The organism is Rhizobium sp. WYCCWR 11146 (genome assembly GCF_013591995.1).
GTDB classification, from domain to species: domain Bacteria; phylum Pseudomonadota; class Alphaproteobacteria; order Rhizobiales; family Rhizobiaceae; genus Rhizobium; species Rhizobium indicum.
The window spans coordinates 188,326-214,414 of the sequence record NZ_JACCEY010000024.1 but is presented as its reverse complement, the minus strand read 5'-3'; the positions used below and the strand labels follow the sequence as shown (position 1 = coordinate 214,414).

The 26,089-nt window shown below is 60.8% G+C and carries 25 protein-coding genes; 11 read left to right on the top strand and 14 right to left on the bottom strand.

The annotated features are described in order from the left end of the window. Nucleotides 1-19: 19 nt before the first annotated feature. On the bottom strand, nt 20-442 hold the full coding sequence (locus HX899_RS20845) for a TIGR02594 family protein (protein ID WP_138334759.1): 423 nt from the start codon (nt 440-442) through the stop codon (nt 20-22). Nucleotides 443-943: 501 nt separating this feature from the next. Next, nucleotides 944-2,119: an MFS transporter gene (locus HX899_RS20840; protein WP_181293275.1), complete on the bottom strand. Its 1,176-nt coding sequence runs from the start codon at nt 2,117-2,119 to the stop codon at nt 944-946. A gap of 425 nt (nt 2,120-2,544) precedes the next feature. Here HX899_RS20840 and HX899_RS20835 point away from each other — a divergent pair, with 425 nt between their 5' ends. Next, the gene (locus tag HX899_RS20835; protein WP_181293274.1) at nt 2,545-2,967 is read left to right on the top strand and encodes a hypothetical protein; all 423 of its coding nucleotides are present in this window, start codon (nt 2,545-2,547) and stop codon (nt 2,965-2,967) included. A gap of 304 nt (nt 2,968-3,271) precedes the next feature. Further along, nucleotides 3,272-5,173 (top strand): potassium transporter Kup, encoded by a 1,902-nt coding sequence (locus HX899_RS20830; protein WP_171598265.1) that lies wholly within the window; start codon nt 3,272-3,274, stop codon nt 5,171-5,173. 99 nt (nt 5,174-5,272) lie between these two features. Here the strand turns inward: HX899_RS20830 and HX899_RS20825 are convergent, their stop codons facing one another. Beyond that, nucleotides 5,273-6,856, bottom strand: a complete 1,584-nt coding sequence (locus HX899_RS20825) for a Na+/H+ antiporter (protein WP_181293273.1) — start codon at nt 6,854-6,856, stop codon at nt 5,273-5,275. Between the two features lie 548 nt (nt 6,857-7,404). Between HX899_RS20825 and HX899_RS20820 the strand changes: the two genes are divergently transcribed. The 6 genes from HX899_RS20820 (at nt 7,405) to HX899_RS20795 (ending at nt 12,097) form a co-directional block, all read left to right on the top strand. Beyond that, complete coding sequence (locus tag HX899_RS20820) at nt 7,405-8,160, top strand: SDR family oxidoreductase (protein WP_181293272.1); 756 nt, start codon at nt 7,405-7,407, stop codon at nt 8,158-8,160. Nucleotides 8,161-8,211: 51 nt separating this feature from the next. Continuing rightward, nucleotides 8,212-8,616, top strand: a complete 405-nt coding sequence (locus tag HX899_RS20815) for a cupin domain-containing protein (RefSeq protein ID WP_181293271.1) — start codon at nt 8,212-8,214, stop codon at nt 8,614-8,616. A 169-nt stretch (nt 8,617-8,785) separates the two neighbouring features. Further along, nucleotides 8,786-9,535, top strand: a complete 750-nt coding sequence (locus HX899_RS20810; RefSeq protein WP_181293270.1) for an SDR family oxidoreductase — start codon at nt 8,786-8,788, stop codon at nt 9,533-9,535. 222 nt (nt 9,536-9,757) lie between these two features. Beyond that, on the top strand, nt 9,758-10,291 hold the full coding sequence (locus HX899_RS20805) for a hypothetical protein (protein WP_138334767.1): 534 nt from the start codon (nt 9,758-9,760) through the stop codon (nt 10,289-10,291). Nucleotides 10,292-10,603: 312 nt separating this feature from the next. Next, nucleotides 10,604-11,380 (top strand): protocatechuate 3,4-dioxygenase, encoded by a 777-nt coding sequence (locus HX899_RS20800; protein ID WP_181293269.1) that lies wholly within the window; start codon nt 10,604-10,606, stop codon nt 11,378-11,380. Nucleotides 11,381-11,539: 159 nt separating this feature from the next. Next, a complete protein-coding gene (locus HX899_RS20795; protein WP_181293268.1) occupies nt 11,540-12,097 on the top strand; it encodes a hypothetical protein in 558 nt (185 codons plus the stop codon). Between the two features lie 189 nt (nt 12,098-12,286). Here HX899_RS20795 and HX899_RS20790 read toward each other — a convergent pair whose 3' ends face one another. From HX899_RS20790 to HX899_RS20780, 3 genes are all read right to left on the bottom strand, one after another. Next, nucleotides 12,287-13,063 (bottom strand): molybdopterin-binding protein, encoded by a 777-nt coding sequence (locus HX899_RS20790; protein ID WP_181293267.1) that lies wholly within the window; start codon nt 13,061-13,063, stop codon nt 12,287-12,289. Further along, entirely contained in the window at nt 13,060-13,902 is an 843-nt protein-coding gene (locus tag HX899_RS20785) for a cytochrome b/b6 domain-containing protein (RefSeq protein ID WP_181293266.1), read from the bottom strand. Before HX899_RS20785 ends, HX899_RS20790 begins: the two co-directional genes overlap by 4 nt. 86 nt (nt 13,903-13,988) lie before the next feature. Continuing rightward, nucleotides 13,989-14,273, bottom strand: a complete 285-nt coding sequence (locus HX899_RS20780; RefSeq protein ID WP_138334772.1) for a pentapeptide MXKDX repeat protein — start codon at nt 14,271-14,273, stop codon at nt 13,989-13,991. Nucleotides 14,274-14,508: 235 nt separating this feature from the next. Here HX899_RS20780 and HX899_RS20775 point away from each other — a divergent pair, with 235 nt between their 5' ends. The 3 genes from HX899_RS20775 to HX899_RS35155 all read left to right on the top strand — a co-directional run bounded on the left by HX899_RS20775 (nt 14,509) and on the right by HX899_RS35155 (nt 16,120). Further along, nucleotides 14,509-15,057, top strand: coding sequence for a sigma-70 family RNA polymerase sigma factor (locus HX899_RS20775; RefSeq protein ID WP_027683988.1), 549 nt, complete (start codon nt 14,509-14,511; stop codon nt 15,055-15,057). Then, on the top strand, nt 15,054-15,698 hold the full coding sequence (locus HX899_RS20770) for a DUF1109 domain-containing protein (RefSeq protein ID WP_181293265.1): 645 nt from the start codon (nt 15,054-15,056) through the stop codon (nt 15,696-15,698). The genes HX899_RS20775 and HX899_RS20770 overlap by 4 nt, the downstream gene beginning before the upstream one ends. Before the next feature lie 140 nt (nt 15,699-15,838). Continuing rightward, nucleotides 15,839-16,120 (top strand): nodulation protein, encoded by a 282-nt coding sequence (locus HX899_RS35155; RefSeq protein ID WP_138334774.1) that lies wholly within the window; start codon nt 15,839-15,841, stop codon nt 16,118-16,120. A 63-nt stretch (nt 16,121-16,183) separates the two neighbouring features. Here HX899_RS35155 and HX899_RS20760 read toward each other — a convergent pair whose 3' ends face one another. From HX899_RS20760 to HX899_RS20725, 8 genes are all read right to left on the bottom strand, one after another. Next, nucleotides 16,184-17,677: a right-handed parallel beta-helix repeat-containing protein gene (locus HX899_RS20760; RefSeq protein WP_171598275.1), complete on the bottom strand. Its 1,494-nt coding sequence runs from the start codon at nt 17,675-17,677 to the stop codon at nt 16,184-16,186. A gap of 467 nt (nt 17,678-18,144) precedes the next feature. Further along, nucleotides 18,145-19,632 carry a right-handed parallel beta-helix repeat-containing protein gene (locus HX899_RS20755; RefSeq protein ID WP_138334776.1) on the bottom strand — a complete coding sequence of 496 codons (1,488 nt, stop codon included), beginning with the start codon at nt 19,630-19,632 and terminating at the stop codon, nt 18,145-18,147. A 523-nt stretch (nt 19,633-20,155) separates the two neighbouring features. Continuing rightward, on the bottom strand, nt 20,156-21,127 hold the full coding sequence (locus HX899_RS20750) for a DMT family transporter (RefSeq protein WP_138334777.1): 972 nt from the start codon (nt 21,125-21,127) through the stop codon (nt 20,156-20,158). A 111-nt stretch (nt 21,128-21,238) separates the two neighbouring features. Next, nucleotides 21,239-22,441 (bottom strand): ABC transporter permease, encoded by a 1,203-nt coding sequence (locus tag HX899_RS20745; RefSeq protein WP_171598277.1) that lies wholly within the window; start codon nt 22,439-22,441, stop codon nt 21,239-21,241. A gap of 4 nt (nt 22,442-22,445) precedes the next feature. Beyond that, a complete protein-coding gene (locus HX899_RS20740) occupies nt 22,446-23,585 on the bottom strand; it encodes an ABC transporter permease (protein ID WP_181293264.1) in 1,140 nt (379 codons plus the stop codon). Continuing rightward, nucleotides 23,582-24,286, bottom strand: coding sequence for an ABC transporter ATP-binding protein (locus tag HX899_RS20735; RefSeq protein WP_138334780.1), 705 nt, complete (start codon nt 24,284-24,286; stop codon nt 23,582-23,584). Before HX899_RS20735 ends, HX899_RS20740 begins: the two co-directional genes overlap by 4 nt. Continuing rightward, complete coding sequence (locus tag HX899_RS20730; protein ID WP_181293263.1) at nt 24,283-25,515, bottom strand: efflux RND transporter periplasmic adaptor subunit; 1,233 nt, start codon at nt 25,513-25,515, stop codon at nt 24,283-24,285. The genes HX899_RS20735 and HX899_RS20730 overlap by 4 nt, the downstream gene beginning before the upstream one ends. A gap of 226 nt (nt 25,516-25,741) precedes the next feature. Then, the coding region (locus HX899_RS20725; RefSeq protein WP_181293262.1) for an AraC family transcriptional regulator at nt 25,742-26,089 on the bottom strand (348 nt) is incomplete at its 5' end.

Sequence of the window (26,089 nt, the reverse complement as noted above, 5' to 3'; positions counted from 1 at the left end):
CCCGGGTTCTCACCCAACATCATCGTCGCACGGCGACCACCGAGCTGGCGCGATAGCGCGACAGCTGGACCCGGTTGGATTGGTTGCCGCCGAACAGGTAGACGTACTGCCGGCGCTGGTCGATGTGATCGAACAGGCTCACATGAAAGCGCCGGCCGGTGCGGATCACCACGACATCCCCTCGCCTGGCGGAGCGGACACCGACCGGTTTGCCAAACTTCCTCCAGGACGCCGCCATGTTGGGGTTGGGCGGCGGTTGCCGCGAAGATCGCTTGGCGACAAAGGCCAGGAACGCCCCGCACCACGATACTCTGCGCGGATTGATGCTGAGGAAGGAGATGGAACGTTCGTGCATGCTTTTGTACTTGGATGCCGTAACGAGCATGTCTGCCTCACAGGGCACGGCAAGCGCCGTGAGGACGATGACGAGAATAACCTTCATAGTTACCCACCATTGTTTGTATAATGTTGAAATTCCAAAATGTGGCGAAGAATAAAACAGGCGCGGCAACGTAGATGCGAATTATGGCGTGATTTAGAAGCAACTAATACTGGCATTTTGGCGGCAGAAATTTGTCCGAAGCGAGGCGCGGAAGCTCCGTAGGCGAGCCTGCCTTTTGGCCGGACACGACATCGCAAACCCCGAAAAACGTATGTTTTGCTGAGCCGAAAGGCTGGAAATTTCGCCATCCCAACCAGGTCTATTCAGACGACACGGACTGCGCCCGCAATGCTTGAGCAGCAAAACCATTCGCCAAGGGTTGACGACAGTGCGCGGAATTAGCTTCTCACCTATACGAGCTATATTTCCTATGGCCGTTAATAATACTTCGGTGCAATAGGAAATACATTGTGCTCGCCCGATTCATCAGCGAAAGCCGGAGGTTGCCCCTCCGGTTGCGGACGTGAACGAGCTTAGGACAGCGGAGGCCGGCGTGGCGTGTCAACCGTGTGGTTGCGCCGGTTCGGGTTGGCCTGTGCCTGGGGCAGGATCAGCGGCAAGTGCGCTGGTGACCAGGAGTGCTGCGGCGAGAACAGGGACGACCGCCCAGTACGAAAAGCGGATGCCGAAGTGTTCGGCAACGAAACCGAGCAGTGGCGGCCCGGCGAAAAACACAAGGAACGTCGTCTGCCCGAGCGCTGCAACGTTGACGGGTGCGGGTCGATCCGTGCGTCGGGCCGCAGCCGAGATGGCAAGCGGATAGACTGAAGAACAGCCGATACCTGTCAGGCCAAAGCCTGCGAGCGCGATAGCAGGGTGTGTCGCCGTCGCAACCATGACAACACCGATGGCCGCGATCCCAAGGAGAGTGATTGCAACCGGGCGCGGATTGAAGCGGTCGATGACAGGGTCCATGCCGAGCCGCCCGATGGCGATGAACGAGGAGAAAATGGTCACGCTGAGCCCGCCGACGAAGGGTTCGACCGCGAATACGTCGCGCATATAGATCGCCGACCAATCGACGCTTGCGCCTTCGGCAAGAAGCGGAGCTGCGGCGACAAGGCAAAGGGGGAGCAGTCCGAGCGTGGGAAAAGCGATGATCGGCGTATCTCCGGGGTGAGCGTCCTGCCGTCGGGGCGCATTCTCGATCCCGGAGAAAACGATCGACCCGGCAATCAAGACCGTCACCAGGACGATGAAGGTATGCAGTTCGATGGAGACGGCAGCCTGCCGCATGCCGGCGGCAACAAGGGCAGTGATGCAGAAGCCGAGGCTCCACATGCCGTGAGCCCGGCTCATGATGCGGTACCCAAGCAGCGCCTCATGGCGATCGGTTTCGATATTGGCGTTGATCTCGAATGCTCCGGTGAAAACGCCGGCAATGAAGAACAACGGCACCGCCAAGAGAGCTGAAGGCATCCAGGGGATCAACGCGAAAAACAGCGACGCACCGAAGACGGTGACGAAGGCGGTGGTGCGCGCACCGAGCCTCTCGATGAGCCTCACCGAGAACGTCAATCCGCAGAGAACCCCGGAGGACAGGACGGCGAGCAGAAGGCCAAGCTCGCCTTCCGTCAGACTAAACTTGAGCTGAAGGTCGGGCAGCCGCGAAACAAACGCCCCCAGGGAAAGCGCCACGGCAAACTGAATGAAGAAAATGCGGTGGTGCGGCTTCATCTCGACACTCTGCTCCGATTGGGGCGGGATCGCAGCAGAGCGATCCCGCGGATAGCCGGACTTTCCGACGAAATGGCGCTAGAACAGGGTGATTTTAGGCCGGGTCGGCCTAAAATCTGAATCCTGTTCTATATTATATAGTTAGAGCATGATGTCGTCCGAAAACCGCTCACACTTTTCGGCATCATGCTCTAGCTCAAAAAGCCGCGCTCTCAGGATCATCAACCACCCTTGCTGACAGCCCCTGTCAGCATCGTGCAGCCGCCGCCGACTTCACGGGTGCTTGGCGGCCGCTGGTATTTCTGTGACGCGCAGCTGCTCCGTCCACGTCCACCTCCCTCCACAAAATTCGCACTCACCTCAATTTACTTGCCGTTCCGCGATCGGCATATGTTTGTGCCATAGGCAGTGGCACGAGGGGAACTATGGCGTCGACGCATATAAACAATACGGGTGCACGTGCCGGCTGGAAGGGCTTTGTCGGACTGGTCGTCGGCGCGGTGATCGGCTTTGCCTTTATGCCGGGCATTGCGCAGGCGGAATCCTTTTCGAAGCTTGAAAAGCAGGGTTATGCCGTCGGCAAACTCACCAAAGGCAAGGCCGGCGGCTACGGCTGGGTCATCTCCAACAGCAATAAGCGGTTCTTCTGCCGGCTGAACGCCAGCCTGGCTTATGTCAGCAAAAAGGAGATGGTGAGCATCACGTCGTCAGGGCGCCTTATCAAGGTCGACCGTGCCACGTTCGAGGCAACGATCGGCGGCCCTGATCCGTCGATACAGCAATGGAGCGATCTTCAATCCGGCCGCGTCAAGCCTGATGACGTTGGGAGTTGCACGCCTGTTCGCTGATTGACGTAGAATATCGCGAGGAGCGCGACAAGCTGTTTGGAATTTGCCCGCTCCCCGAATTGAATACACCACGCTAAACCGGCTGAAGAAGGACATGTCGCTCCTGCCGACCGACAGCCGGATCACGCCGTCCTGCAGGGTCGGAGTCGTCAAGCCGCATTGCCTCGTCGTTCACGCTGCCACGCTTCTCACGCCCGCATCCGCCTCCATCCCCACAAAAAATTCACACCCACATCAATTTACTTGCCGTTCTGCAATGCGGCATATGTTTGTGTCCATGGCCAAGTGGCATGAGCGGGGAACCATGACGTCAACACATGCAGACAATACGGGTGAAGGTGCTGGCCGAAAGGGCTTCGTCGGACTGGTCATCGGCGCGGTCGGCGTCGTCTATGGCGATATCGGCACCAGCCCGCTCTATGCCCTTCGCGAGGCGCTGAGGCCCTTCGCCGCCGATGGCGTACACGAAGCCGAGGTCATCGGTCTCATTTCGCTGATGGTCTGGACGCTGACGATCATCGTGACCTTCAAATATGTGCTCTTCCTTCTGAGGGCGGACAATGACGGCGAAGGCGGCACGCTTTCGCTTCTCGCTCTCCTGATGAAGAAGATGGGGCGAAACGTGCCGGTGCTCTTCTTCGCCGGCCTGATCGGCGCGGCTCTCTTCATCGGCGATGCGATGATCACGCCCGCTTTGTCTGTCATGTCGGCGCTGGAAGGCCTGAAACTGGTCACGCCGGCCTTTGCCGAATACGTCCCGCTGGCGTCGGCTGCGATCATGATCGTTCTCTTTGCCGTCCAGTCGAAGGGAACCGCCGCCGTCTCGATCTTTTTCGGGCCGATAACGGTGTTGTGGTTTCTGGCCATGGCCGCGGGCGGCCTGATCCATATCGGCGACGACTGGAGGATTCTGGAAGCGCTCAATCCGATCAATGCATTCCTGTTCCTCACCCATGCCGGCAGCGTCGGCCTCATCGTGCTCGGCGCCGTCTTTCTGACGGTCACGGGCGCCGAAGCGCTCTATGCCGACCTCGGGCATTTTGGGCGCCGGCCAATCCAGATAGCATGGTTCGTGCTCGTCTTTCCGGCATTGCTCTTGAATTATCTCGGCCAAGGCGCGTTGGTTCTTAGCCATCCCGAAACGGCTACCAATCCGTTCTTTCTGATGTATCCCGACTGGGCCTTGCTGCCGGTGGTCATTCTGGCGACGATGGCAACGATCATCGCCAGCCAGGCGGTGATAACAGGCGCATTTTCGCTGGCCCGCTCGGCGGTTCACCTCGGCTTCCTGCCGAGGCTCAGGATCAAGTTCACGTCGGAAACCAATACCGGCCAGATCTACGTGCCGAGCGTCAATCTTCTCCTGCTGGTCGGCGTCTTGATGCTGATCTTTTCCTTCGGCGACTCCGAGTCTCTGGCGACGGCCTATGGCATCTCGGTGACCGGAACCATGGTCATCTCGACCCTGCTGGTCTTCCAGTTTCTCCGAGCCGTCTGGGGCTACTCCCTCGTGCTCGCGGCCGTCCTGCTGCTACCGCTCTTCATCATCGAAGTCCTGTTCCTGGCGGCGAACCTCTTGAAGATCCACGATGGCGGCTGGGTTCCGGTCGCCCTTGCGCTGGCGATCATGATCCTGATGTGGACATGGACGCGAGGACAGGCCTATCTGAAGAGACTGCGCGCCAACAACGAGATCCCACTCGATTCCTTCATCAGATCGATCGAGCGAAAGTCGGACCATTCGCCGGTCACTGTTCCGGGAACGGCAGTCTTCCTAACCAGCGTCCCGGATCGCACGCCGAATGTTCTGCTCCACAATCTCAAGCACAACCACGTGCTCCACGAACAGAATGTCATCCTGACCGTCTGGACCGAGGACGAACCTTATGTTCCCGACAGCCGCCGCATCAAGATCAGCCAGCTCTCGCCGCGTTTCGTGCGCCTCGACATCACCTTCGGCTTCATGGACGACCCCGACGTCACCAGGGCGCTGGCTCTCTGCCGGGAGGGCGGCTTCAAGTTCGAGATCATGAGGACCTCCTTCTATCTCGGCCGCCGGAACCTCGTCAGGACGCCGAACACCGGGTTGCCCCCCTGGCAGGAGCGCATATTCATGGCGCTGGAGGGCTTGGCGATCGATCCCTCCGACTATTTCAACCTGCCGTCCAACCGCGTCGTCGAACTCGGCGAACAGATCGCCATTTAGGTCAGGACACCGCTCGGCAGCGACATCAGGATCGCGCCGGTATCAGCCTCGATATCGCAATGCGTTGACGATGATGTCGAAAGCGCGAGGCGCTGAACATCACGCCTTGGCCGAGATCGCGCTCAGTTCCTCGAGATCGAGATCCCGTTCCAGCTCCCGTAGCGTCTCGTCATCGATGTCGCCGGCCCGGTGGAGCCGGATGAGTTCCCGGCGTCCAATTGCCACCGCTTCGAGAATGACGTCGAAATGCGCATGCAGCACCGGCATGTATTGCTCGGTTTTCTCGGCATAGTCGACGATCGACGTGGCCCGGCGCTGGTAGCGCTCCAGCAATTGCGGGTGGATGAGTTTTCCCTCCGCGTCATAGGCCAGGCTCTGGACGATCCCGAACTGCGCCTGCGCCATGGCGGCTTCGGCCTGGCTCATCGTCAGGCGCGCTCTTTCCGACTCCGGCTCCACCAGCCGCGCCCAGGCAATCACCCGCCCCAATGTCGTGCCCTGTATGAGCACGGTTCCGAGAATGACGGCGAAGGCCGTCACGAGGATGAAGTCGCGGCCGGGAAATCCTTCCGGCAAGCTCAGCGCCAAAGCAAGCGTCACCACGCCACGCACGCCCGCCCAGCTGAGAACGGTGGCGCCGCCGACGCCGAGCGGCGCGGCGCGTGTGAACCCCAGGGCAGTGCATAACCTGATGACGAAATCGGCGGCGAAGACCCAGGCAAAACGCGCGAGCACGAGCGCCACGAGGATCGCCAGCATCGGCAATCCCATGGTCGCGATCACAGTGGCAAAGCCGCCGCCGCGTTCGACGACATCCCGGAGCGACAGCCCGATCAGGATGAACACCGCCGCTTCCATCAGGAAGATCATCACCGTCCAGAACGAGATGCCGCGCATGCGCATTGCGGCTGAAAGCACGGTGTGCTGGTGCCAGCTCATGATCAGGCCGGCGGTAACCGTGGCGATGACACCGGAAACATGCAGTTGCTCGCCGAGCAGATAGGCAATCCAGCCGAGCAGCACCGAGGCTGCGATGATGAGATATTCGTCGCCGAGACGCCGGACGAGTTTGACCCATGCCGTTCCCACAACGATGCCGACGACGGCGCCGCCGAGCGCCAGCACGAGGAAGCTGCCGGCCGCCGCCCCCGCGCTGAAGGCGCCCGTTGCGGCAGCGGCAACGGCAAAGCGGAAGAGAACCAGGCCGCTGGCATCGTTGAGCAGGCTCTCGCCCTCCAGCAGGATCTGAAGCCGCCGCGGCAGGCGGACGCGCTGCAGCACGGCCCGCGCCGCAACGGCATCCGGCGGCGCAACGATCGCGCCGAGTGCTGCGCAGGCCGCCCAGGGAAGCGACGGAAAGATGAGATGGGCCACAACGGCGACGACCGCGCAGGTGAAGAACACCGCGCCGACGGCAAGCGAGGCGATGCCGATCACATGCCGCCGCAACCGCCCGGCGGCAATGGACCAGGCGCCGTCCATCAACAGCGGCGGCAGGAAGATGACCAGCACCAGCCCGGGATCAATTGATATCGCCGGCAGCCCCGGCACAAACGCCAGCGAAGCACCACCCGTCAGCAACGCCACGGACGGCGGCAATCCGAGCCTGTGGGCCGCATAGTGCAGCGCGATGATCGCAAGAAACATCGCGATGACGAGCTCGAACAAGTGGGTTGGTTCCATATACCTCTGCCCCGGCTCGGAAACGAATCTTGGATGCCCGTTGCATCATTCCTTAAATCGAAATCGATCTGGGGAAGAATGCAGCAATTCAAAGTGTTACAGCGTTCTTGCACATCTGAACAGACGCGTGGCGCTGCAAACGCCGCCGGCCTGGCAACGGTCGGAGACAATTTTCGCTTTGTGCTATCAACGCTAGGTCTACACCTAGCGATTTCCTTCAGAGCTAGCCGTATTGAGCTTGCTTGGAACCGCCCTCACCTCAATCACACCTCAATGACCCACCCGGCACATGCCATGTGGCGACGCTGAATCTCCGCGCGCCATTTGAGTTGCGCCTGATCGCATTAAGGAGGATTCTGCCTGGCACCGCGATGCCAGGTTCGGTCTCGGCTGACCTCAGCCATGGCGACGATATACGGCGACTTCGGCTTGTCCAAGCCGCAAACGTCTTTCGCGGCTCATTCCGACTTGCGTGATCTAGATCTGAGACATCTGGCCCAAAAGGGCGTCAACGCCGACCCGAAGGGGCGTCAACAGGGAGGTTCGTCATGAAAATCGTTCTTATCGGCGGCACTGGGCTCATCGGGTCCAAGACCGCGGCGCGTCTGCGCGTTAAAGGCCACGAGGTGCTGGCCGTCTCGCCAAGCACCGGCGTCAACACCATCACCGGCGAGGGCCTGGCACAAGCGCTGGCTGGCGCCAACGTCGTCGTCGACCTTGCAAACTCACCGTCGTGGGAAGACAAGGCGGTCCTCGATTTCTTCGAAACCTCGGGCCGCAATCTTCTCGCCGCGGAAGCCAAGGCCGGCGTCAAGCACCACATTGCGCTCTCCATCGTCGGAACGGAGCGCCTGCCTGAAAACGGCTACTTCCGGGCCAAACTCGCCCAGGAGAAACTCATCAAGTCATCGCCCATCCCCTACACGATCATCCACTCCACCCAATTCCTCGAATTCCTGAAGGGCATCGCCGACGAAGCCACCATCGGCACCGTCGCGCGTCTTTCTCCCGCAGCTTTCCAGCCCATCGCATCGGACGACGTTGCCGATGTGATGGCGGATGTCGCGCTTTCAAAGCCGCTTAACGGCACAATCGAGATTGGCGGACCTGAGCGCGGCCCCATGCACGAGATCGTTGCCCGGTATCTGAAAGCGATCAACGATCCGAGGAGAGTCGAGGCAGACGTTCATGCGCGCTACTTCGGGTCTGAACTGGACGATCGCTCGCTTGTGCCCGGCGAGGGCGCGAGGCTCGGCAAGATCGGCTTTGCGGATTGGTTTCGACAGTCCCAACGGCCGACCTAAATCAAGGCATCAAACCCACATCCACATTCAACGAGCAGAAGGATTACGGCAATGAATTCAGCTTTGTTATCGTTATGTGTGTCGGCCACGGTTTGCCTTTTCGGCACTTTGGCGGTTGCCGCCGAAGACGGCGCAGCCGTCACACCGCTCATGAAAAAGGACCTTCCGAATTATCCCGGCAAGGAAGGGCTGATGATATCGGTAGAGTATGGGCCGGGAGGTTCCTCGCCTATTCACAAACATGAGGCGAATGCATTCGTCTACGTTCTGGAGGGCTCGATCGTGATGCAGGTCAAAGGCGAAAAGGAAGTCACCTTATCGCCGGGAGAGACCTTTTACGAAGGTCCTTCCGACATTCATCTGGTCAGCCGCAATGCGAGCACGTCCAAACCGGCGAAGTTCATCGTCGTGCTGCTGAAGAACAAAGGCGCTCCGGTTGTCATGCCGGTGAAGTGAAATGCAGATGCTCGGGCTTGTGCCGAGCATCTGCAGACCGCGCAGCAGATCCTCGGCACATGGCCGAGGATGACGTCGAGTAAAGAGCGGGGTTGTCGGCGACCACCGAGGCGTCCTTGTCAGCCAAGGCGTCCAGATCGCAGTTCGGCACAACAGATGGAGCAAGCAGATGAAAATTACGGTCATGGGAGCGAGCGGGCGCATCGGAACGCGGCTCGTCGAGGATCTTCGACAGGCAGGCATCGAAGTGGTCAGCGCATCCCCGTCTCTCACAGGAGTCGACAGTGTGACGGGAGAAGGCCTGAGGTCAGCCATAGCGGGAGCCGACGTCGTCATCGACGTCACCAACGCCGCGTCATTCGGCGACAGCTCCGCGCTGGCGTTTTTCAAGGCCTCCACCCGGAATCTGCTGGCGGCTTCCGCGGATGCAGGCGTCGGCCACTATATCGCGCTTTCCGTGGTGGGAACGCCTCGCCTTGTCGAAAGCGATTATTTCCACGCCAAGATGGTGCAGGAAAATCTCATCCGGGCAGCGCGGCGGCCCTATACCATCCTCCATTCCACGCAATTCTTCGAGTTCATCGGCGGCGTGGTCGACATGGCGGCAGATGGAGACGGCTTCCAGCTTCCCTCGGCGTCCATACAGCCCATAGCGGCCGACAACGTTGCTGAAATCCTGGCCGAACTGGCGATGGGAGCAGCAAGGAATGACACGATAGAGATCTGCGGGCCCGAGCAATTCGGCCTCGACGAAATTGCCCGCATACACCTCACCGCAAACGAAGACACACGCCAGGTTATGACCGACAACAGCGCCCGCTACTACGGCGTCGAACTGAACGACGACACATTGCTGCCGCGCAAGGGAGCACGGACGGGTTCGCTGCGCTATGGCGAATGGCTGTCTACATCGGGTTGATCGTCGTCTCACTAGGAAATGGCTCCATTCCGCTGCCAACGCGCCGTCCTTGGCGCGGTTTAGCTGTGGCGTCTCCCAGTACCATGGCCTATGATTGAATTCACGAATCCAAACGCAGGCAAAACGTAAAATAGTTCACGCTAACAACCCAAATTTACTTTTCAAATGACCCTTCTGTTTTTGTTCATACTCAGTCTTTGCAGCCATTTCAGAGAAGCGCGGATGAACTCTGAACCGTTTGGCCTACATGAAGGCCAGACCAGAAGTTCTATGAACTTGCCGTTGAATTTACTGGGCTCTCAATATTATTCCGTGCCATCGGTGCCAAAGCCCGATTCAGATTTCACTCGATACTATGCGACCGTAGGAGAGCAAACCGGTCTCTGCATGATTTCGGCAGCAACGCCCCAATTTGAAAACGATCCCAAAGGCATCGTCGTTCGGGAAAAGATGGACGTTATGGGCTCGCGTCTGCGCGATATTTACGGGGCATTTGTCAAGCACGACGTCATGCGAGAGAACGCTCTTTGGACCCGTCCCGACGATTGGCTTATGGCGGTTCAGCAAGGAGAACGTGAATACGAATTGAGATGGCCAAGCTTGTCGGGTGGCAAGGTCGGCGCCGGAATCGCCCAAATTGTGCTTCGAGCTGCGGCCGCAGGTCCAGATCGGTCCGTTATATTGCTTTCCTACAGGTTCGATAACTACAGCAGGTGTCAGGCCGAGCAGGCTGTGCCAAAAATTTCGAAGCAATAACGTTCAATGAAAATCGGTCCGGGAACAGTCAATATGCCCGCTGTCCGAGATCGCCACGCCCCGTCGCAGGCCGATCATCCTCGGCACGCGTCAGTGACTGAGGCCGTAGAAGCGCGTAGACATGGATGCCATGCCCTCCCGGCTTCAGTCTCCGGAGCAAGAGCCACAGGAAAGGAAGATCCCATGGCTCGCGGTCCGCGACGATACCGCCGCCAGAACCAGCGGTGGCTACTGGTATCACCGCGATCAGATTTAATTGGAATTTCTGGTCTACCCTCCTTAGATCCTGCGTCTTGAGGCAAAGGAAGACAGATGAAAAGGCGAACCCTTGTGCTTGGCGGTGCGGCCATTGTCGCATCATCCGTGGCTGCGGTGGCGGTCTGGCAGCGGCGGCATGTCACGGTTGCCGCGAGGGCATTCGACTGGAAGGGAACGGATTTCGTAAGCGGCGGCACAAAGTCGATCGCCGTGAAAAAGCTGCCCGCGCCGCTCTTTCGCACCCGCCCGAATTGCGTCGTGACCGTCGCCCAGACCCTTGGCCCCTGCCATGTCAACAATATTCCGACCCGTCAGGATGTCTCGGAAGGAAAGACCGGGCTGCCCTTGCGGCTGGCCGTCCGGATCGTCCATGCGGCCGATTGCCGGCCGGTCGAAAATGCCGATATCGAAATCTGGCATACCGATCACTGCGGCATCTATTCCGGCCGCGAGGCTGCGCAGATGTGTACACTCGGCGATGCCGAGGCCATTAGCGGGCTTGCCTTTCGCGGCCGCCAGCAGACGGATGAAAACGGGCAGGCAAGCTTCCTGACGGCCTATCCCGGATGGTACCAGGGCCGCACCCCGCATGTTCACTGCCGCATCCTTGTCGAAGGCAAGGAGCTTCTCGTCAGCCAGATCTATTTCGACGATGCGCTGAGCGACATCATCTATGGCGAGCATCCCGACTATCTCGGGCGCCCTGCCCGCGATACACGCAACGACGAAGACGGCATCATCCCGGAGGACGCTGCCGATCACATCTTCGATTTCGAAAAGCTCGACGGCGGCGTGCTGTCCGCCACCATCACGATCGGCCTTTCTGCCTGAGCGCAAGTAACGCGGGGAATGCATAGCCGGAGCTGTAGATCGCCATCCGCGAAGGCCGGTATTGCAACTTCACTAAGACAAGATACAAAATCCTCGCGTCAATCGGGATATCTGTGCTTCCCCGGTTCAGACCAGGGTGTTGAGCGATGGAGGATGAGGATGCGAGGCTTTGGGTTTATTGCGCTCTTCAATCTCGGCGCCATGCTGGCAGCCGGGCCGACCAGTGCCTGTATTGATATTGCCGCCATGGACCTTCACGATGTTTCATATGCAGACGTCGTGGTCGTTGGCCGCGTGACGAAATACACGTTGGTTCTCGACCCCGAGGCGAGGAAACGACATCAGGAATTCCTCGCCCACAGTAGTGGCAAAGTCCGGGAAGTTCTCGGGAAGGTGAACAGTTTTATGACTGACTATGCGCGCTTGGAGATCGCGGTCGAGGAAGTTCTGCGTGGCCCGGCGCCTCATACCCTTACCGTGACCTGGGATAACACCGCATTCAGCGAGACTATGCCGCCTACCTCCTACCTTATAGCCTTGCGCAGTTCAGGCTCACCGCTGCCGCCACTTCGGGGTCCCACCGCCACTATTCTTCCGGACCCGGATCCGCCTTCCCTGTCTGTTCTGCGGGCGCCGTGTTCCGCTGCGTTCTTTTTCGAAAGCACCAGCAGTGATGCAGATATTGTTCGGCAGATATTGAACTCAGGGTCCAAATGAATCTTGTGAGGGGATGACGACCTTGCTGGAACCCGAAATCGCCCTGGATGGCGGCAACGTCAATGCCGCCGTCGTGCGCGTCGGCTGCCGCCCGCCTGCACCTCGGCGGCCATTTCGAGCACTGGCGGTGCGAGGCAGAAGCTTTCGCTCTCAACCTGATAGACCTGGGACGGGCGCTATGACTGCCGCCTATATGCCCGCATACCATTCATAAACGCGATCCTCCCAGAAGCCGCCATTGCCGCCGTAAAGCTGGCTGAGATCGGCGACGGCTTCGATGCCGGTCAGATATTTTGCCTGCTTGTAGCCGAGCTGGCGCTCGACCCGGAGCCGGAGCGGCGCGCCATGGGCGACTTCGAGATCGCGGCCGTTCATGGTGTGGGCAAGGATCGTCTGGGGGTGGAACGCATCGACGAGATCGATGCTTTCGTAATACCAGCCGCTGCCGTCGAGCGTCTTTTCATATTCGTCGGCGCAGTGGAAGACGATGTAGCGGGCTTCGGGTTTCAGGCCCGCCGCCTGCAGCAGCGCGCGGAGCGGCACGCCGGTCCATTTGCCGATCGCGCTCCAGCCCTCGACGCAGTCATGCCTTGTGATCTGCGTGCGGGCCGGCAGGGCTTTCAAATCCGCCAGCGACAATTGCATCGGCTTGTCGACCAGCCCGCCGACCTCGAGCTTCCAACTCGAAAACCGCTGGTTCATCCAGTCGATATAGCGGGCATTGTCGGGCATGCTCGTGCCGTTGGCGCGGAAGGTCGGCGAGATATCGGCTTCGGTGAATTCGCGGGCGAGCGCGTCGTCGCCGAGCAGGAAGCGCTGCGTCTTCATGCTGAGGCCTTCGGCGATCTTGAGCACCGATTTCGTCCGATCGTTTTCGACGAGGGCATCGCAGCCGGCGAGCCCCAGCGCTGATGCCGTCATGGTCGCGCCGATCAGGAAGCGACGCCTGGTGATGATGCGGCTCATGACTTTCCTCCCTGCCCGATGTCGTAATAACCGGTGACCATCGAACGCAAATTGTTGAACACGCCCGAGACCAGCACCATCGCCACATGCACGGCGACGAAGGCGACGAGCGAGAAGGCGGTCAGGAAATGCAGCGTGCGGGCCGATTGCCGGCCGCCGAACAGATCGAGCAGCCAGGGCGCGACCGCGTTGAAGCCCGGCGACATGGTAAGCCCTGTCCCGATCATCAGCGGCAACAGCACGAAGATCACGGCGACATAGGCGAGTTTCTGCAGCGTATTGTAGTGGCGGGCCTCGGCTCCCTTGGGAAAGCGCAACCGGGCGTGGCTGACGATCTCATGGCCGAGATGCGAAGGCTTCAGCTCTTCGGCCGCCGGCAGCAGATCGCGGCGGAAATGCCGGCTGACGAAACCATAGGCGAGATAGATGAAGCCGTTGATGACGAACAGCCAGGCAAAGAAGAAATGCCAGCGCCGGCCCGATGCCAGATCCTGGTAGCTCGGCAAGGTCAGCCAGTTCGGAAAACCGCGCACCGCGGCCTCGCCGTCGACATTCGAAACCCCGAGAATGCCCGTCGTATCGAAGCTCAATCCGCCCAAGTGCGTCACGCCCTTCAGCGCATCGCCTTCCTGTTCGGCCACCATGGAAATGAAGGACGGATCGTTGTCGGCGCCGTACTGGCCCCAATAGAGCGCCGGATGGGCGTTGAATATCTGCAGGCCGCTGTAAAGCAGCACTGTCATGCACAGCACGTTTACCCAGTGCGACAGGCGCACCAGCAGGCCATGGCGGTAGAAGAGCGTGCGTCCGCTCGCCATGCCGGCATCGGTCGTGGCCATTGTAGTTCCTCCGGATCGGCGTGAAAAGTCTTCGCGAGAAAGGACGCGGCCGCCGGCAAAATAGTTTCAGCGACCGCGGCTAAAGCTTACTTCATCGCGTCGCAGGCCTTCATCATCGTGTCCTTCTTCATCGTGTCCTTCTCCATGCCGGCATTGTGCATGCAGTCGGTCTTGGTGCTGCCGGTCGCCATTGCGTCCTTCGACATTGCATCCTTCGACATCGCATCCTTGGACATCGCATCCTTCGACATCGTGTCGGTCTTCATGCTGTCTTTCTTCATGGCATCGCTGCTTTGGGCGTTGGCGACGCCGGCAAGCGACAGGCCGATGACGAAGGTGCAGGCGGCAAGGCTGGAAAGGATCTTGGTCATGAGGGTCTCCTCGGATCGATTGACATGTCCGCCGACACTCGCCGACGGCTCACAGTCCTGAATTCGATCTCCTTGCGAAGGCGGTTACAGCCCTCACGCTTATGTGATAGCGCTACAGCGCCGCGCGTCTTTTAGAGACGCGCAAAGGACGCTGTACACTTTGAATTGCCGCCGGAAGATTTTTGAATCGACCTGTAACCAAAGCGTCATCCACGCGAATGACATTGCAGACGACATGACGAGCGCCCATTCGGAACAAGCACTGAAGATGCTGATGCTTCTTTCCCTTGACGGGGACGAGGCGGCCTATCGACGTCTGCTCGTGACGTTGCGGACCCTGCTCGTCGGTTATTACGGCGGACGTATCGGCACTACCGCGAAATCCGACACGGAAGATCTCGTGCAGGAGACGTTGCTGGCGCTGCATTCGCGCCGGGCGACCTATGACAGGGAGCGGCCGTTCACCGCGTGGTTCTTCTCGATTGCCCGTTACAAGCTGATCGACCATCACCGGAAGCATGGCGGCCGGTACAAGGCGGAAATGGAGCTGGACGAGGAGATCGAAGACGATTTCAGGGAGGATGCGATTGCAGCGCGCATGGATGTCGAACGGCTGTTGAGCGGTCTGCCGCAGCACCAGCAGGAGCTGATCCGTCAGGTCAAGCTCGAGGGGCAGTCGGTGGCCGATACGGCCAGCCGCACCGGACAGTCGGAATCGGCGGTCAAGGTCGGCGTTCACAGAGGCATCAAGGCGCTGGCGGCAAGATTGCGAGGTGGAATGTGAGAGAGACTGAGGACGTGATCCACAGCCTTGTTCGGGATCTGAGGCCGGTGCCGAGGCATGCGCTCGAACGCCGCTTCGCGCTCGCCATCCTGCCGGCCTTAGCAATCTCGCTGCTGCTGATGCTTATCGTCTTCGGCCTTCGCACCGATATGGCGCAGGCGCTGATGCTGCCCGTCTTCTGGATCAAGTCCGCCTACAATGCCTTGCTTGCAATCGCCGCCTTCGCAGCCGTTTACCGCCTGTCCCGGCCGGATGGCTCGGAGGGCCGCTTTTTCGGGATTGCCGCGGCCATCATACTTACCCTCGCCGTCCTGGCGGTCATTCAGCTCACTTTGTCGCCGGCCGCAAGCTACCCCGTGCTGGTGCTCGGCTCCTCCGCCCTGCATTGCCCACTGCTGATCTTTGCCTTTGCCATGCCGATCCTGATCGCAAATACCTGGGTTCTCCGTGGCGGCGCCCCGAGCAACCTCGGCATCACTGGCTTCATCGCCGGCATTGCCGCCGGCGCATCCGGCGCCTGGGTCTATTCCTGGTTCTGCACGGAAAACGGCCTGCCCTTCGTCACCCTCTGGTATTCGCTCGGCATCCTCTTGACCGGCGGAATCGGCGCGCTGTTCGGCCCCCGTCTCCTGCGCTGGTAGCACCGGCTGTTTGCGGCACTGCGCCACTAAACCTTCATCCGGCATGAAACCAGATGCAGCATTCCTGCGTACTAGTCAGGGGGTGGGTGAGTATTGCGTACCCCCTGGATCGGAAAACACAGGCAGCGAGGTATGACGGCATGGTCAGGAAAGAAGGCGTAGCCCACCTCACCCGGCAAGCCGCGGAACAGGGGCTGGCCAGGCTGATGATGAGGCTGCCTGCGACGCGGGCAACGATCAGAGCAGTTGCGGCGAGCCAGCCCCATTTTTACGAATTATGCGGCGCCTACGGCGAAGCCTGCGCCGTCCTCGATCGCATGCGTCGGGATAGATCGGCCGATCCCGCAATCATCAGTGAATACGAGATCATCTGCGCGGAAATCGAGGTCGACGTCATCAGGATCTTGCTCGGCGATCAATGAGACTTCGCAAGTGCTGGGCGGAATGCCGCCGCGATACAACGCCATTTCCTGCCGGCATCCCTGTCAGCTCAGCAGGTCATCCACATGGATGGAGATGCTCAGCGTATCCGTGTCGAAATGTAGCGAAGTCCCATCGGAGATCTTGTAGTGGAAGGTGTCGCTCACGTCTCCGCTAAGTCCGGCGAGCTTTGCCGCGTCGGCCGTATAGGTGTAATCGCCGTCACTGTCGACATGGATGGAGCCGTATTGGCCGGTCAGCGTCACGCCGTCCTTGTCGACGAATTCGCCCTCGAAGCGGCGAAGCAGCAGGGTTCCATTGGCCGAGCTGTCGTTTTCGAGGAGATTGCCGTAATGGGCGCCATCCAGATCGGAGGAGATTTTCAGGCTGTCATGGGTTGCGACAAGCGCCGGCGCCGTGTCCGTGTGCGTCGTATCGCCGACCGCGAGACTATCGCTGCTCGCAAGCATCGTCGCCTGGGCCTCGTCGAGCGTCGTGTTGTTGCTGACGGGGAAGGTGTTCGCGGCGATGATGGCGGGAGATATGCTGTAGGGCGTGACATCGCTGGCGATGACATTGTCGTGGAAGGAGCCCGATGCAGGCCTGTCGACCTTCAGCGCTGCCTGCGACAAGTCGTCGAAGACGTTGCCGTAAATATTGATATCTTCGCGAACGTAACTGGTCGTGCCGGCGGCACTGATCGCCACGCCCCATACGCCGTCATGGATGTAATTGCCTGATATATCGTAGTCCCGCGTGTTGCCCTGATCACCGAGGCCGATGGCGTAGGACCAGCTGTAGCCGCCATAACCTGAAATATCGTTGTCGTGAATAGCGACGTTGGTGCCGGCTTGCGCGGCGATCCCGAAGCCGCCACCGATAATCGCGTTGTCCTCGACCAAGGCATTTACGGGCCGAACGAGCGCGATGACACCCTTCGGCGTAGCGGCGCCCGTCTGGTCGAGGTAATTGCCGCTGATCACGATATTGCTGCTGTCATTCATCTGGACGGCATCTGCCGCAGTGCCGTGGGCATTGGTGACGGTGTTGTTGAGAAAATTGACGCCGTTGATCTTCTCGATCCAGACGCCGTCGCCGTTGACGTCGTTGATCGTGCTGTTTTCGATGGTGATGTTCGAGCCGGTCCGGAAGGTGATCGAACCTGACTTGCCTGCCAGTCCGGTGTGATCGACCTCGACGTTGCGGACCGTCCAGTTCGAAACATATCCGCCATAGATGGCTGCCCCGCCGGTGTCCGAGATCTTGATATTCTCGATGACGATGTTCGATGCATAAAGGCTGTGAATACCATCGCCGGGGCTATGGATGACTGGCGCATCGCCGACCCCGTAGCTGCCGATGGTGATCGGGGCACTCACTGTGCCGGAATATTTCAGGTCGAGCTGGTCGTTGAACACGCTTCCGGCGGCGAGCAGCACGCTGTCGCCCGGCTGCAGCTTCAAGTTTTCCACCGCCCAGAACGACGAAAACGGCGTGTCCTCGCTCGTTCCACTGTTGCCGTTGGAGCCTATCGCTGGATTCACATAATAGATTGTCATATCGCCTTGTTCTCGAATTGCCCGCGCAGCCGTCTGAATCGGCTGCGACGCGTGGATCGGATGCGGTCGGGGCTAAAGGCCATGTCAAAAGGCCTTCGATATTGCCCTCACGACGGTTGGCAGACCCTGTGGGCCTGCCTTGGTCCCGAGAACGCCTGGCGGAGGCGGTATTCTGGAGATGACAACTTATACGAAAACAATCTACTAAATAACGACCGAAAGGTGAATGAACGATAATCGTACGCCTCGGCGACGTATGGTCGCAGAGGTGAGACGTCCTGTTTCAGGTCAGTCGCAAGCCGGAAAGGTTGAGGCCGTATTGCAGCCCCTTACCCTCACCCGGCGGCAGCCGGGTGAGGGACACTGCGGAGCCATTTGATGGCGAGGGCAACGCTTCCCCGGGGGGAGTCCACGACTCCCCGGAAGGAACGCCTCCCGGCATAGCGCCGGCTCCCGGCACACTCACCTCAGCTCAGCAAGCCATCCAGATGGATGAAGACGGTCAGCGTATCCCCGTCGCTATGATGCGAGCTTCCATCGTTGATCCCGTAGCTGAATGACTCGCTCACATGTCCGCTATGGTCAGGGAGCTTCGTTTCATCGAGCGTGTAGGCATAGTTGCCTTCGCGGTCCACGTGGATCTCACCATATTCGCCGGTCAGCGTCAGGCCGTGCTTGCCGACGGTTTCGTCCCCGAAACGCCGAAGCACCAGGGTGTCATTGTCCGAGCTATCGTTTTCGAGGAGATTGCCGCGATGGGCGTCGCCCGTATCGGTGAAGATCTTCAAATTGTCATGGACAGCGACAACCGCCGGATCCGCGGAGGCCTCCATCACTGCCGCAGTCTTCGCAACCGGGCTTGCCAGCGCCGTCTCGACATTGGCGACCGTATGGTTGCCTTTGACCGTGAAGGTATGCGCGTCGGCAATGGCAGGCGATATGCTGGTGGCCTTGGTGCCGGTCTCGATCGTATTGTTGGTGAAGGAGCCGGATGCCGGCCTGTCGACCTTCAGCGCCGCCTGCGAGAGGTCGTCGAAGACGTTGTCGTGAACCTTGATATTCGTGCGGCTATAGCTGGCACCGATGGGCCCGCTGACGGCAACGCCCCACGCGCCGTCATGAATATGGTTGCCTGAAATATCATAGTCCCGCGCATTGCCCTGGTCGCCGAGACCGACGGCGAAGGACCAGCTGTAACCGTGATATCCGGATATGTCGTTGTCGCGGATGGCAACGTTCTTGCCCGCCTGCGCGCTGATGCCGAAGCCGCCGCCGGTGATCACATTGTCCTCGACAACCGCATTGGTGGGCCTGACGAGCGCGATGACGCCCTTGGGGCTGCTGGCATGCGTCTGGTCGAGATGATTGCCCTTGATCAGAATGTTGCTGCTGTCGTTCATCTGCACGGCATCGGCCGTCGAGCCGCTCGCGCTGGTGACGGTGTTGTTGAGAAGCTTGACGCCGGCGACCTTTTCGATCCAGAAGCCGTCGCCTTTGACGCCCGATATCTTGCTGTCTTCGACCGTGACATTCTTGCTGCTCCGGAAGGTGACGGCGCCTGCGTTTTCCGACAATCCCGTCTTGGCGATCTCGACGTCGCGGACCGTCCAGTTCGTGACACTGCCGCCATAGATGCCCGAACCGCCGGTATTCGATATCTTCAGGTTCTCGATGACGATGTTCGAGGCATAGAGACTGTGGATGCCGTCGCCGCTGCTGTGGATGACGGGTGCCGCACCCGCCCCGTAACTGCCGATCTTGATCGGCGCACTCTCGCTGCCGGAATATTTGATATCGAACTGCTCGTTGAACACGCTCCCCTTGGCAAGAAGCACGCTGTCGCCGGGTTTCAGTTTCAAGGATTCCACTTTGGACAAAGTCGCAAAAGCCGAATTCTGGCCCGTTCCACCGTTGCGGTCGGAGCCAGTCGCTGAGTTCACATAGTAGACTGTCATATCGCCATGTTGCCCTGTTCGTCGGATCGCTAATGTCGCCGCCGGCATCGCCCAGGATCGGCCGATCGGATGCGGCGGGGGCAACCGGCCATGGCAAGAAGGCGATAAGATGTTGTCAATGGGGCAGCGGGCGAGTTCGCGCGCCTCATTCCACAGGCAATTGCCTGGTGTGACCAAAGTTACAACTTGGGCCGAGAAATCGGCGACTTCGAGGTGAATAAATCGCGGCGTGTTTGCGCGAGGCATACGTCGCCTTCGGTCTGTGCGCCATGTGATTCTTGCCTTCGCTTGCGCTCAGGGGGAGGAGCGCCAGCGACGAACGCCTTGAGCGTAAGCGAAAGGCGCACTCCAAGGTGAAACCCTACCCCTCGCCCTCAAAGCCGAGGTCAGCGGCAACCATGTCGCAGCGATGGCGAGACTTCAGGCCCTACAGCGCCGCGCGTCTTTTCAGACGCGCAAAGGACGCTGTAGCACTTTGAATTGCTGCATAATTTTATTCTTAAATCGATCCCGATTTAAGGAATTATGCAGTAGCCGCTTCGGCCTTGATCTTCGGCTTCAGCAGGATGATGAGAAGCAAGCCGGCGATGATGAGTGCCGCGCCTTCGAGGTGATAGCGTTGCAACTGCTCGCCGAGGATCAGATAGGCGAGCACGGCTATGAAGATGGTCTGAATGTAGAGGAGGACGCCCGCCCGAGCCGCGCCCAGTGCCTCGATGCTGCGATTGAAGAGGTAGTACATGACCGCCCCGCCGGGGATCGCGACATAGGCGAGCGCGATGAGCCCGCTGCCGTTGAGCGTCGAGCGCTCGTCCGAGAATAGCTCGAACAGGTAGAAGGGCAGCGCCGTCAGCACCGCCGCACCGAGCAGCATCACCAGGAGCGCAAGGCGATTCATGTCGAATTTCGCTCGGCGGAGCAGGACGGTATAAAGACTGAAACAGAACGCGCCGGCGACGATCCACAGTTCACCCCGGTTGAAGTCGAGCCGCATCAGCGCGGCCGGACTGCCCTTGATGATGATGACCACGATCCCGAGAAAGGCCAAGATCGATCCGATCACCTGCCAGCGTCCCATCGGCTCGGCCAGCATCAAACGGGCAAGGATCATGGTGATGATCGGGATCAGGGCGATGATGATGCCGGCGGTGGTGGCATCGGCATGTTCCAGCCCGACAAAAATCATGCCCTGGCAGATCGCCAGTCCCACACCGCCGATGAGAAGCAGTTCGAGGGCGCGAGCCCGCGCGAGCGCGACCATCTCGGCGAAATGCCGGCGCACGATCGGCATCAGGATCGCGAAGGCGATCAGCACGCGCCAGAAGCAGAGCGCCCAGGGCGGCATTTCTGAAGAGACCCATTTCGCAGCGATATAGACGCCGGCCGACAGCAGCCAGCAGAAAATGCCGACGGAATAGGCGGCGGCAAGCGAACTGCCCCCCGCCTGTTCCGTCCCGACCGTGTCGCGATGGACCGCCAAGACATTCATTGCCATGGTTCAGTTATGCCACAATTTCCATGGGCTGCACAGATGAGGCGGCGGCGCTCCGCCTGACGGGTCGCCGTGATGACGTGACCCACCGGGAAGGTTCAGACAGCAGGCCTCTTACACCCTCGCCCTCAAAGCCGAAGTCAACGGCAGCCGTGTCGCCGCCAGCGCCGGCAACGCCCCGCCGATGATGCCGATTGCAAGCCCCAGCAGCCCGGCGGTCAGCGCGACGTCGGCGGTGACGTCGAGCTGGAAGGCCATCTTGGTATTGTTAGCGCCCATCGTACTGGCCTGCCAGCCGTTGAAGGCGAGCCATGAGGCGAGGATGCCGAGGGCGGCACCCGCGATCGAGAGAAGCACGGCCTCGACCCAGGTGGCAGTGAAGGCCGGCAGGCGGCCGAAGCCGAGCAGGCGCAGCGTGGCGATTTCGACCGTGCGGTCGGAGACCGAACTCATCATCGTGTTCAGCGCGCCAGCGGTGGCGCCGACCGCCATCAACAGCGCCAGCGGCCAACCGAACAGCCGGATGAGGCTCGCGGTACGCTCAGATTGCGCGGCATAGAGATCGGCCTCGGAGACGGCGGTGAGCGGCGGGCCGGGAAATGCGGAGATATGCTCCTGCAACACAGGCAACCCGCCTGCCCCATCGAGACGCACGCGCAGGCTCTGCACCTGCCCCTGCCGGTCGAGAGCCGATTGCACGGCCTCCAGATCCGCCCAGATCTCGGATTCGAAAGCGCTGCCGCCTGACGCGAAATCCCCGACGACCGTCCAGTCCACCGCGCCGAGCCGCACCTTGTCGCCGACGGCGAAGCCGGAGAATTCATCGGCGATGCGCCCACCGACGACGATCTCGCGGGCTCCCGGCGAAAACAACCGCCCTTGGGAGAGCGATACGCGATCGCGCAAACCCGGCCCCGTAGTGTCCATGCCGCGCAACGACAGTGTCTGTTCCGCCCCGTCGCTTGCCCTGAGGACATCGACGGGAACAACGATCTCGCGCGACAGCGCCAGGCCGCCCGCGGCATTCCGCGCCACGCCGATCTCGCCGGTTGCGGCAGTCAGGCTGCGGATTGCCTCGGCAGGCACATCCGAGCCGGTCTCCTGGTTGGTGCCGCCGCCGAGGATGACGGCGATGCCGGTCGAACCCGCGCCTTGAAGCGCTGCCTCAAAGCCCCTGGCCATGGCGAGAAAACCCGCAAGCACCGCCACCACGAGCGCCACCGAGAGTACCATCGACAGCGAGATCCAAAGCCGCCGCGGCAGGCTGCCGAGATTGACTCTGATCATGAAAAAGATCTGCTTGAGCGCTGATGACATTGGACTATCTCGATCTGAAGGCGTTGACGATGGGCAGGCGCATGGCATTGGCGGCAGGGAACAATCCAGTCAGGAGGCCGAGACCGGCGATGATGGCGACGGATTTCAGCAGCACGGACGAGGTGAAGGCGAGGCCGAATTCCGGCCCGGCAAACAGCGTCGCGAGCTTGGCGAGAACGAGCCCGCCCGCCCCGCCGACGGCGAAGACGAACAGTGTCTCGCCGAGGATCAACGCAATGATCCGCCCCCTGGAAAAGCCGAGCACTTTCATGACGCCGATCTCGAAGCTGCGCTCCCTCACGGCAAAGAGCATGGTGTTGACCACGATCATCAGGATCGTCACGAAGGCGGCGCCGACGACGAGGCTGACGATCAGGCCGATATCGGCGAACTGCCGCAAGAAAGCCTCGAGGAACTGCTTTTCCGATTGAGTGCGCGTCGGTGCCGTCGAATTGGCAAACAGCGCGTCGATCCGGGCGGCGAGCACGCCGGATGAAACGCCCGGTCGCGGTCGCACCACGAAGCCATCGACTGTATCCTTGCCGCGGGCGCGCGCCGCATTGACGGCATCATAGCGGGCGATCATGAAATAGGTGTCGGTGCTGGCGTCGGCCCCTTCGAAGATGCCGGCGATCTCAAAACTCCAGTTGCGGCTGCCGTCTTCCCTTGTCAGGTGGCTGGTGACCCCGATGCGCTGGCCGACCGACCAGCCCTGCGCCTCCGCCAGCGCCCGGCCGACCAGCACCCGGTCACGGCCCTCTTCCAGCGCTGATATCAACTGCGGCGTCAGCCCGAGCTCGTCGCCATTGGCCGCGGCGATCAATCGTGGATCGACCGCGCTCGTCATCACGACATTCTTCTCGACATCGACGAAGCCCCGCATGCGCGTCATGTAGGCGACGGCGGCGACATCGCTATCGGCGGCGATCCTGTTGAGATAGGCAAGCGGCAGCGGCTGCGCCCGCCCCGATCTGTTGAAGACGCCGAGCAGCGTATCGTTCGCCCCGGCCGCCCCTTGCGAGCCGCTGAGGAAGCTCGCCGTCAGCCCATAGATCAGGAAGGCGACGCCGACCGAGAACATCAGAAGCGTGGCCCTGAGCGGCTTACGCCAGGCATTGCGGCGCATCAGCTGGAAGAAGGTCATTGGGCCAACCTTTCCTGCTCGACGAATTCGCCCTTGTTGAGATGCAGCGTGCGCCGGGCGAACGAGGCGGCCTCGGGATCATGCGTGACCATGATGATGGTCTTCTGAAGCTCGCGATTGAGAAAGCCCAGCATCTCGAGGATATCATTGGCGGATTTCCGGTCGAGATCGCCGGTCGGTTCGTCGCAGAGCAAGAGGTCGGGATCGCCGACGATGGCGCGGGCGATGCCGACGCGCTGCTGCTGCCCGCCGGACATGCTGGATGGAAACTGCCGCTGCCGCCCGGAGAGCCCGACCAGATCCATGACGGTCTCGACGCGCGCCCGCCGCTCCTTGCGCTTGAGCGGCTTCAACAGCAGCGGCAGCTCGATATTCTCGCCCGCATTCAGCATCGGCAGCAGGTTGTAGAACTGGAAGACGATGCCCATGCTGTGCGCGCGCCAGGCGGCTCTGGCGCCTTCGCCCATCTGCTCGAGATGGCTGCGGCCGATCCTGATCTCCCCTCCGTCGGGGCTGTCGACGCCGCCCAGCATGTTGAGCAGCGTCGATTTCCCCGAACCCGACGGCCCCATGACGGCGACGAAATCGCCGCGTGCAATGGAAAGGTCGAGCCCGGAAAAGATCGGGATCGTCTCCGCGCCGATCCTGAATGCCTTCCTGACGCCGCGAAGTGCGATATACGGTTCTTGAGTGTCGGTCATCGCTCTGCTCCTTGCTGATGGTCTGTGCTATCCCCGGCCTCACCCACCAGAAGGCGGATGCGCGCGGCCATGGCGGGGCGCATGTCTGACGGCGGTGAGGAAAGTGACAGGCGAAGCGTCACCGTCCCCTTCTCCCGCGAAATCATCGGCGCGATCTTCGATACTTCGACCGCAAAAGGCCGGTCGGGAAAGCCGTCGAGCACCGCCTCGCCACGCAAGCCCGACCGCATCAAGGCGATATTCGCCTCGGCCACGTCGGCATCGATGACCATGGTTGCCATGTCGGCAATCGCAAGCAGGCTTTCATTCTCCCGGACGCTGTCCTCTCTCGACAGCACGGTGTCGCCGACATGTGCGGTAAGCCGCGTGACGGTGCCCGATATCGGCGCCCGTACGGTCAGCGCTTCCACCTGCTCGCGCGCCCTGTCGATATCGAGATCCGCCTTGGCCACGTCCTGCCGTGCCTGCAGGGCGGCATTCTCGGCAGTGTCGAACGCCGTCTTCGCCTCCTCCAGCGTCTGCGCCGACATCGCATCGCGCCCGGCAAGCCGCTCGGTGCGCGTGAGGGAAGACCGCGCCTGCGCCAATTCGATAGTCTTCGCCGCCAGCGCCAACTCAGCCGATTGCCGGGCGATCTTGGCGCCCTGAAGCGCAAAGCGGGCGCCGGCATCATCGAGCCGCACCAGCACCTGGCCTGGTACGACCCTGTCGCCCGCCTCGACCTCGACGGCAACGATCCGACCTTCATATTTGGAAAAGACGGTAACGATATCGGGCGTCACGACGTAGCCGGAGCCGGTGACTTCCCGGGTTGGCAATCCCCTCTTCGTTGGGGTATCTGAGGGCAAAGCCCGAATAGGACCGGCGGCAGGCCTGTCTGTTCCATCGACGGATATTGCGATCTCGTCCTTGCCTGTGAGACCCGCAAGCACAGTCTCGATGCGCTCCAGCGTCTCGGGCCGATAGAGAAGCACCACCGCCAGCGATGCCGTCGCGACAAGGGCCAGTATTGCTCCGGGAATCACCCGCCGCCGGGCCTGACGATCCGGCGGTTCCGTCTTGAAGGCCGCGGGTTCGATCGAAAGCGATCTCAGCTTGGCGGCAAGGTCTCGGTCATGTTCTGATGTCGTGTTCATGCCGCCAGAATGACCAACGGCAGCAAAACCGCGACCTCGAACGCGTTTCCGACAGTCCTCGATCGCGATTGTGTACTTGGCGCGGCAAGACACCCGGGTCAGCCCTCATGGTGAGGGTGAGAAGCGATCCGCGAAGCGGAGCAATCGATCCAGTGAATCGATTGCAGTGACGAACGAAGCGCCGGCTCGAACCGCGAGGGCGGGTGATTGCGTGGGTGCAGCCTCATGCTTGCTGTGTGAAGCGCCGGTGGCCCGCCCCGTCCTTGGAGGCCCCTACCGGGCGTCTCAGGATGAGGCTGGAGAGAGGACAGGCGTCACTTCACGACGAAGCCGAAGAGACGCCGGATTCACCCTTCCTCTCCCGCCAGCCAATCGGCGTCATATCCGTGACCCGGCGGAATTCGCGGTTGAAGTTGGACTTGGTCTGGAAGCCGACCTCGAACATCACCTCGGTCACCGATTTCTGGGTCGCGGCAAGCAGCCGGCAGGCCTCGCCGATCCTGTAGTCATTGACATATTGCGAGACGTTCTTGTCCATCGCCCGGTTGATCGCCGCCGAGATCTGGCGGGCGGGAATGCCGGCCTTGCGGGCCAGCCGGTCGAGATTGAGATTGGCGTCGCGATAGAGTTTGCGGGCCTCCATCAGAGCATCGACCGTGGCGATCGT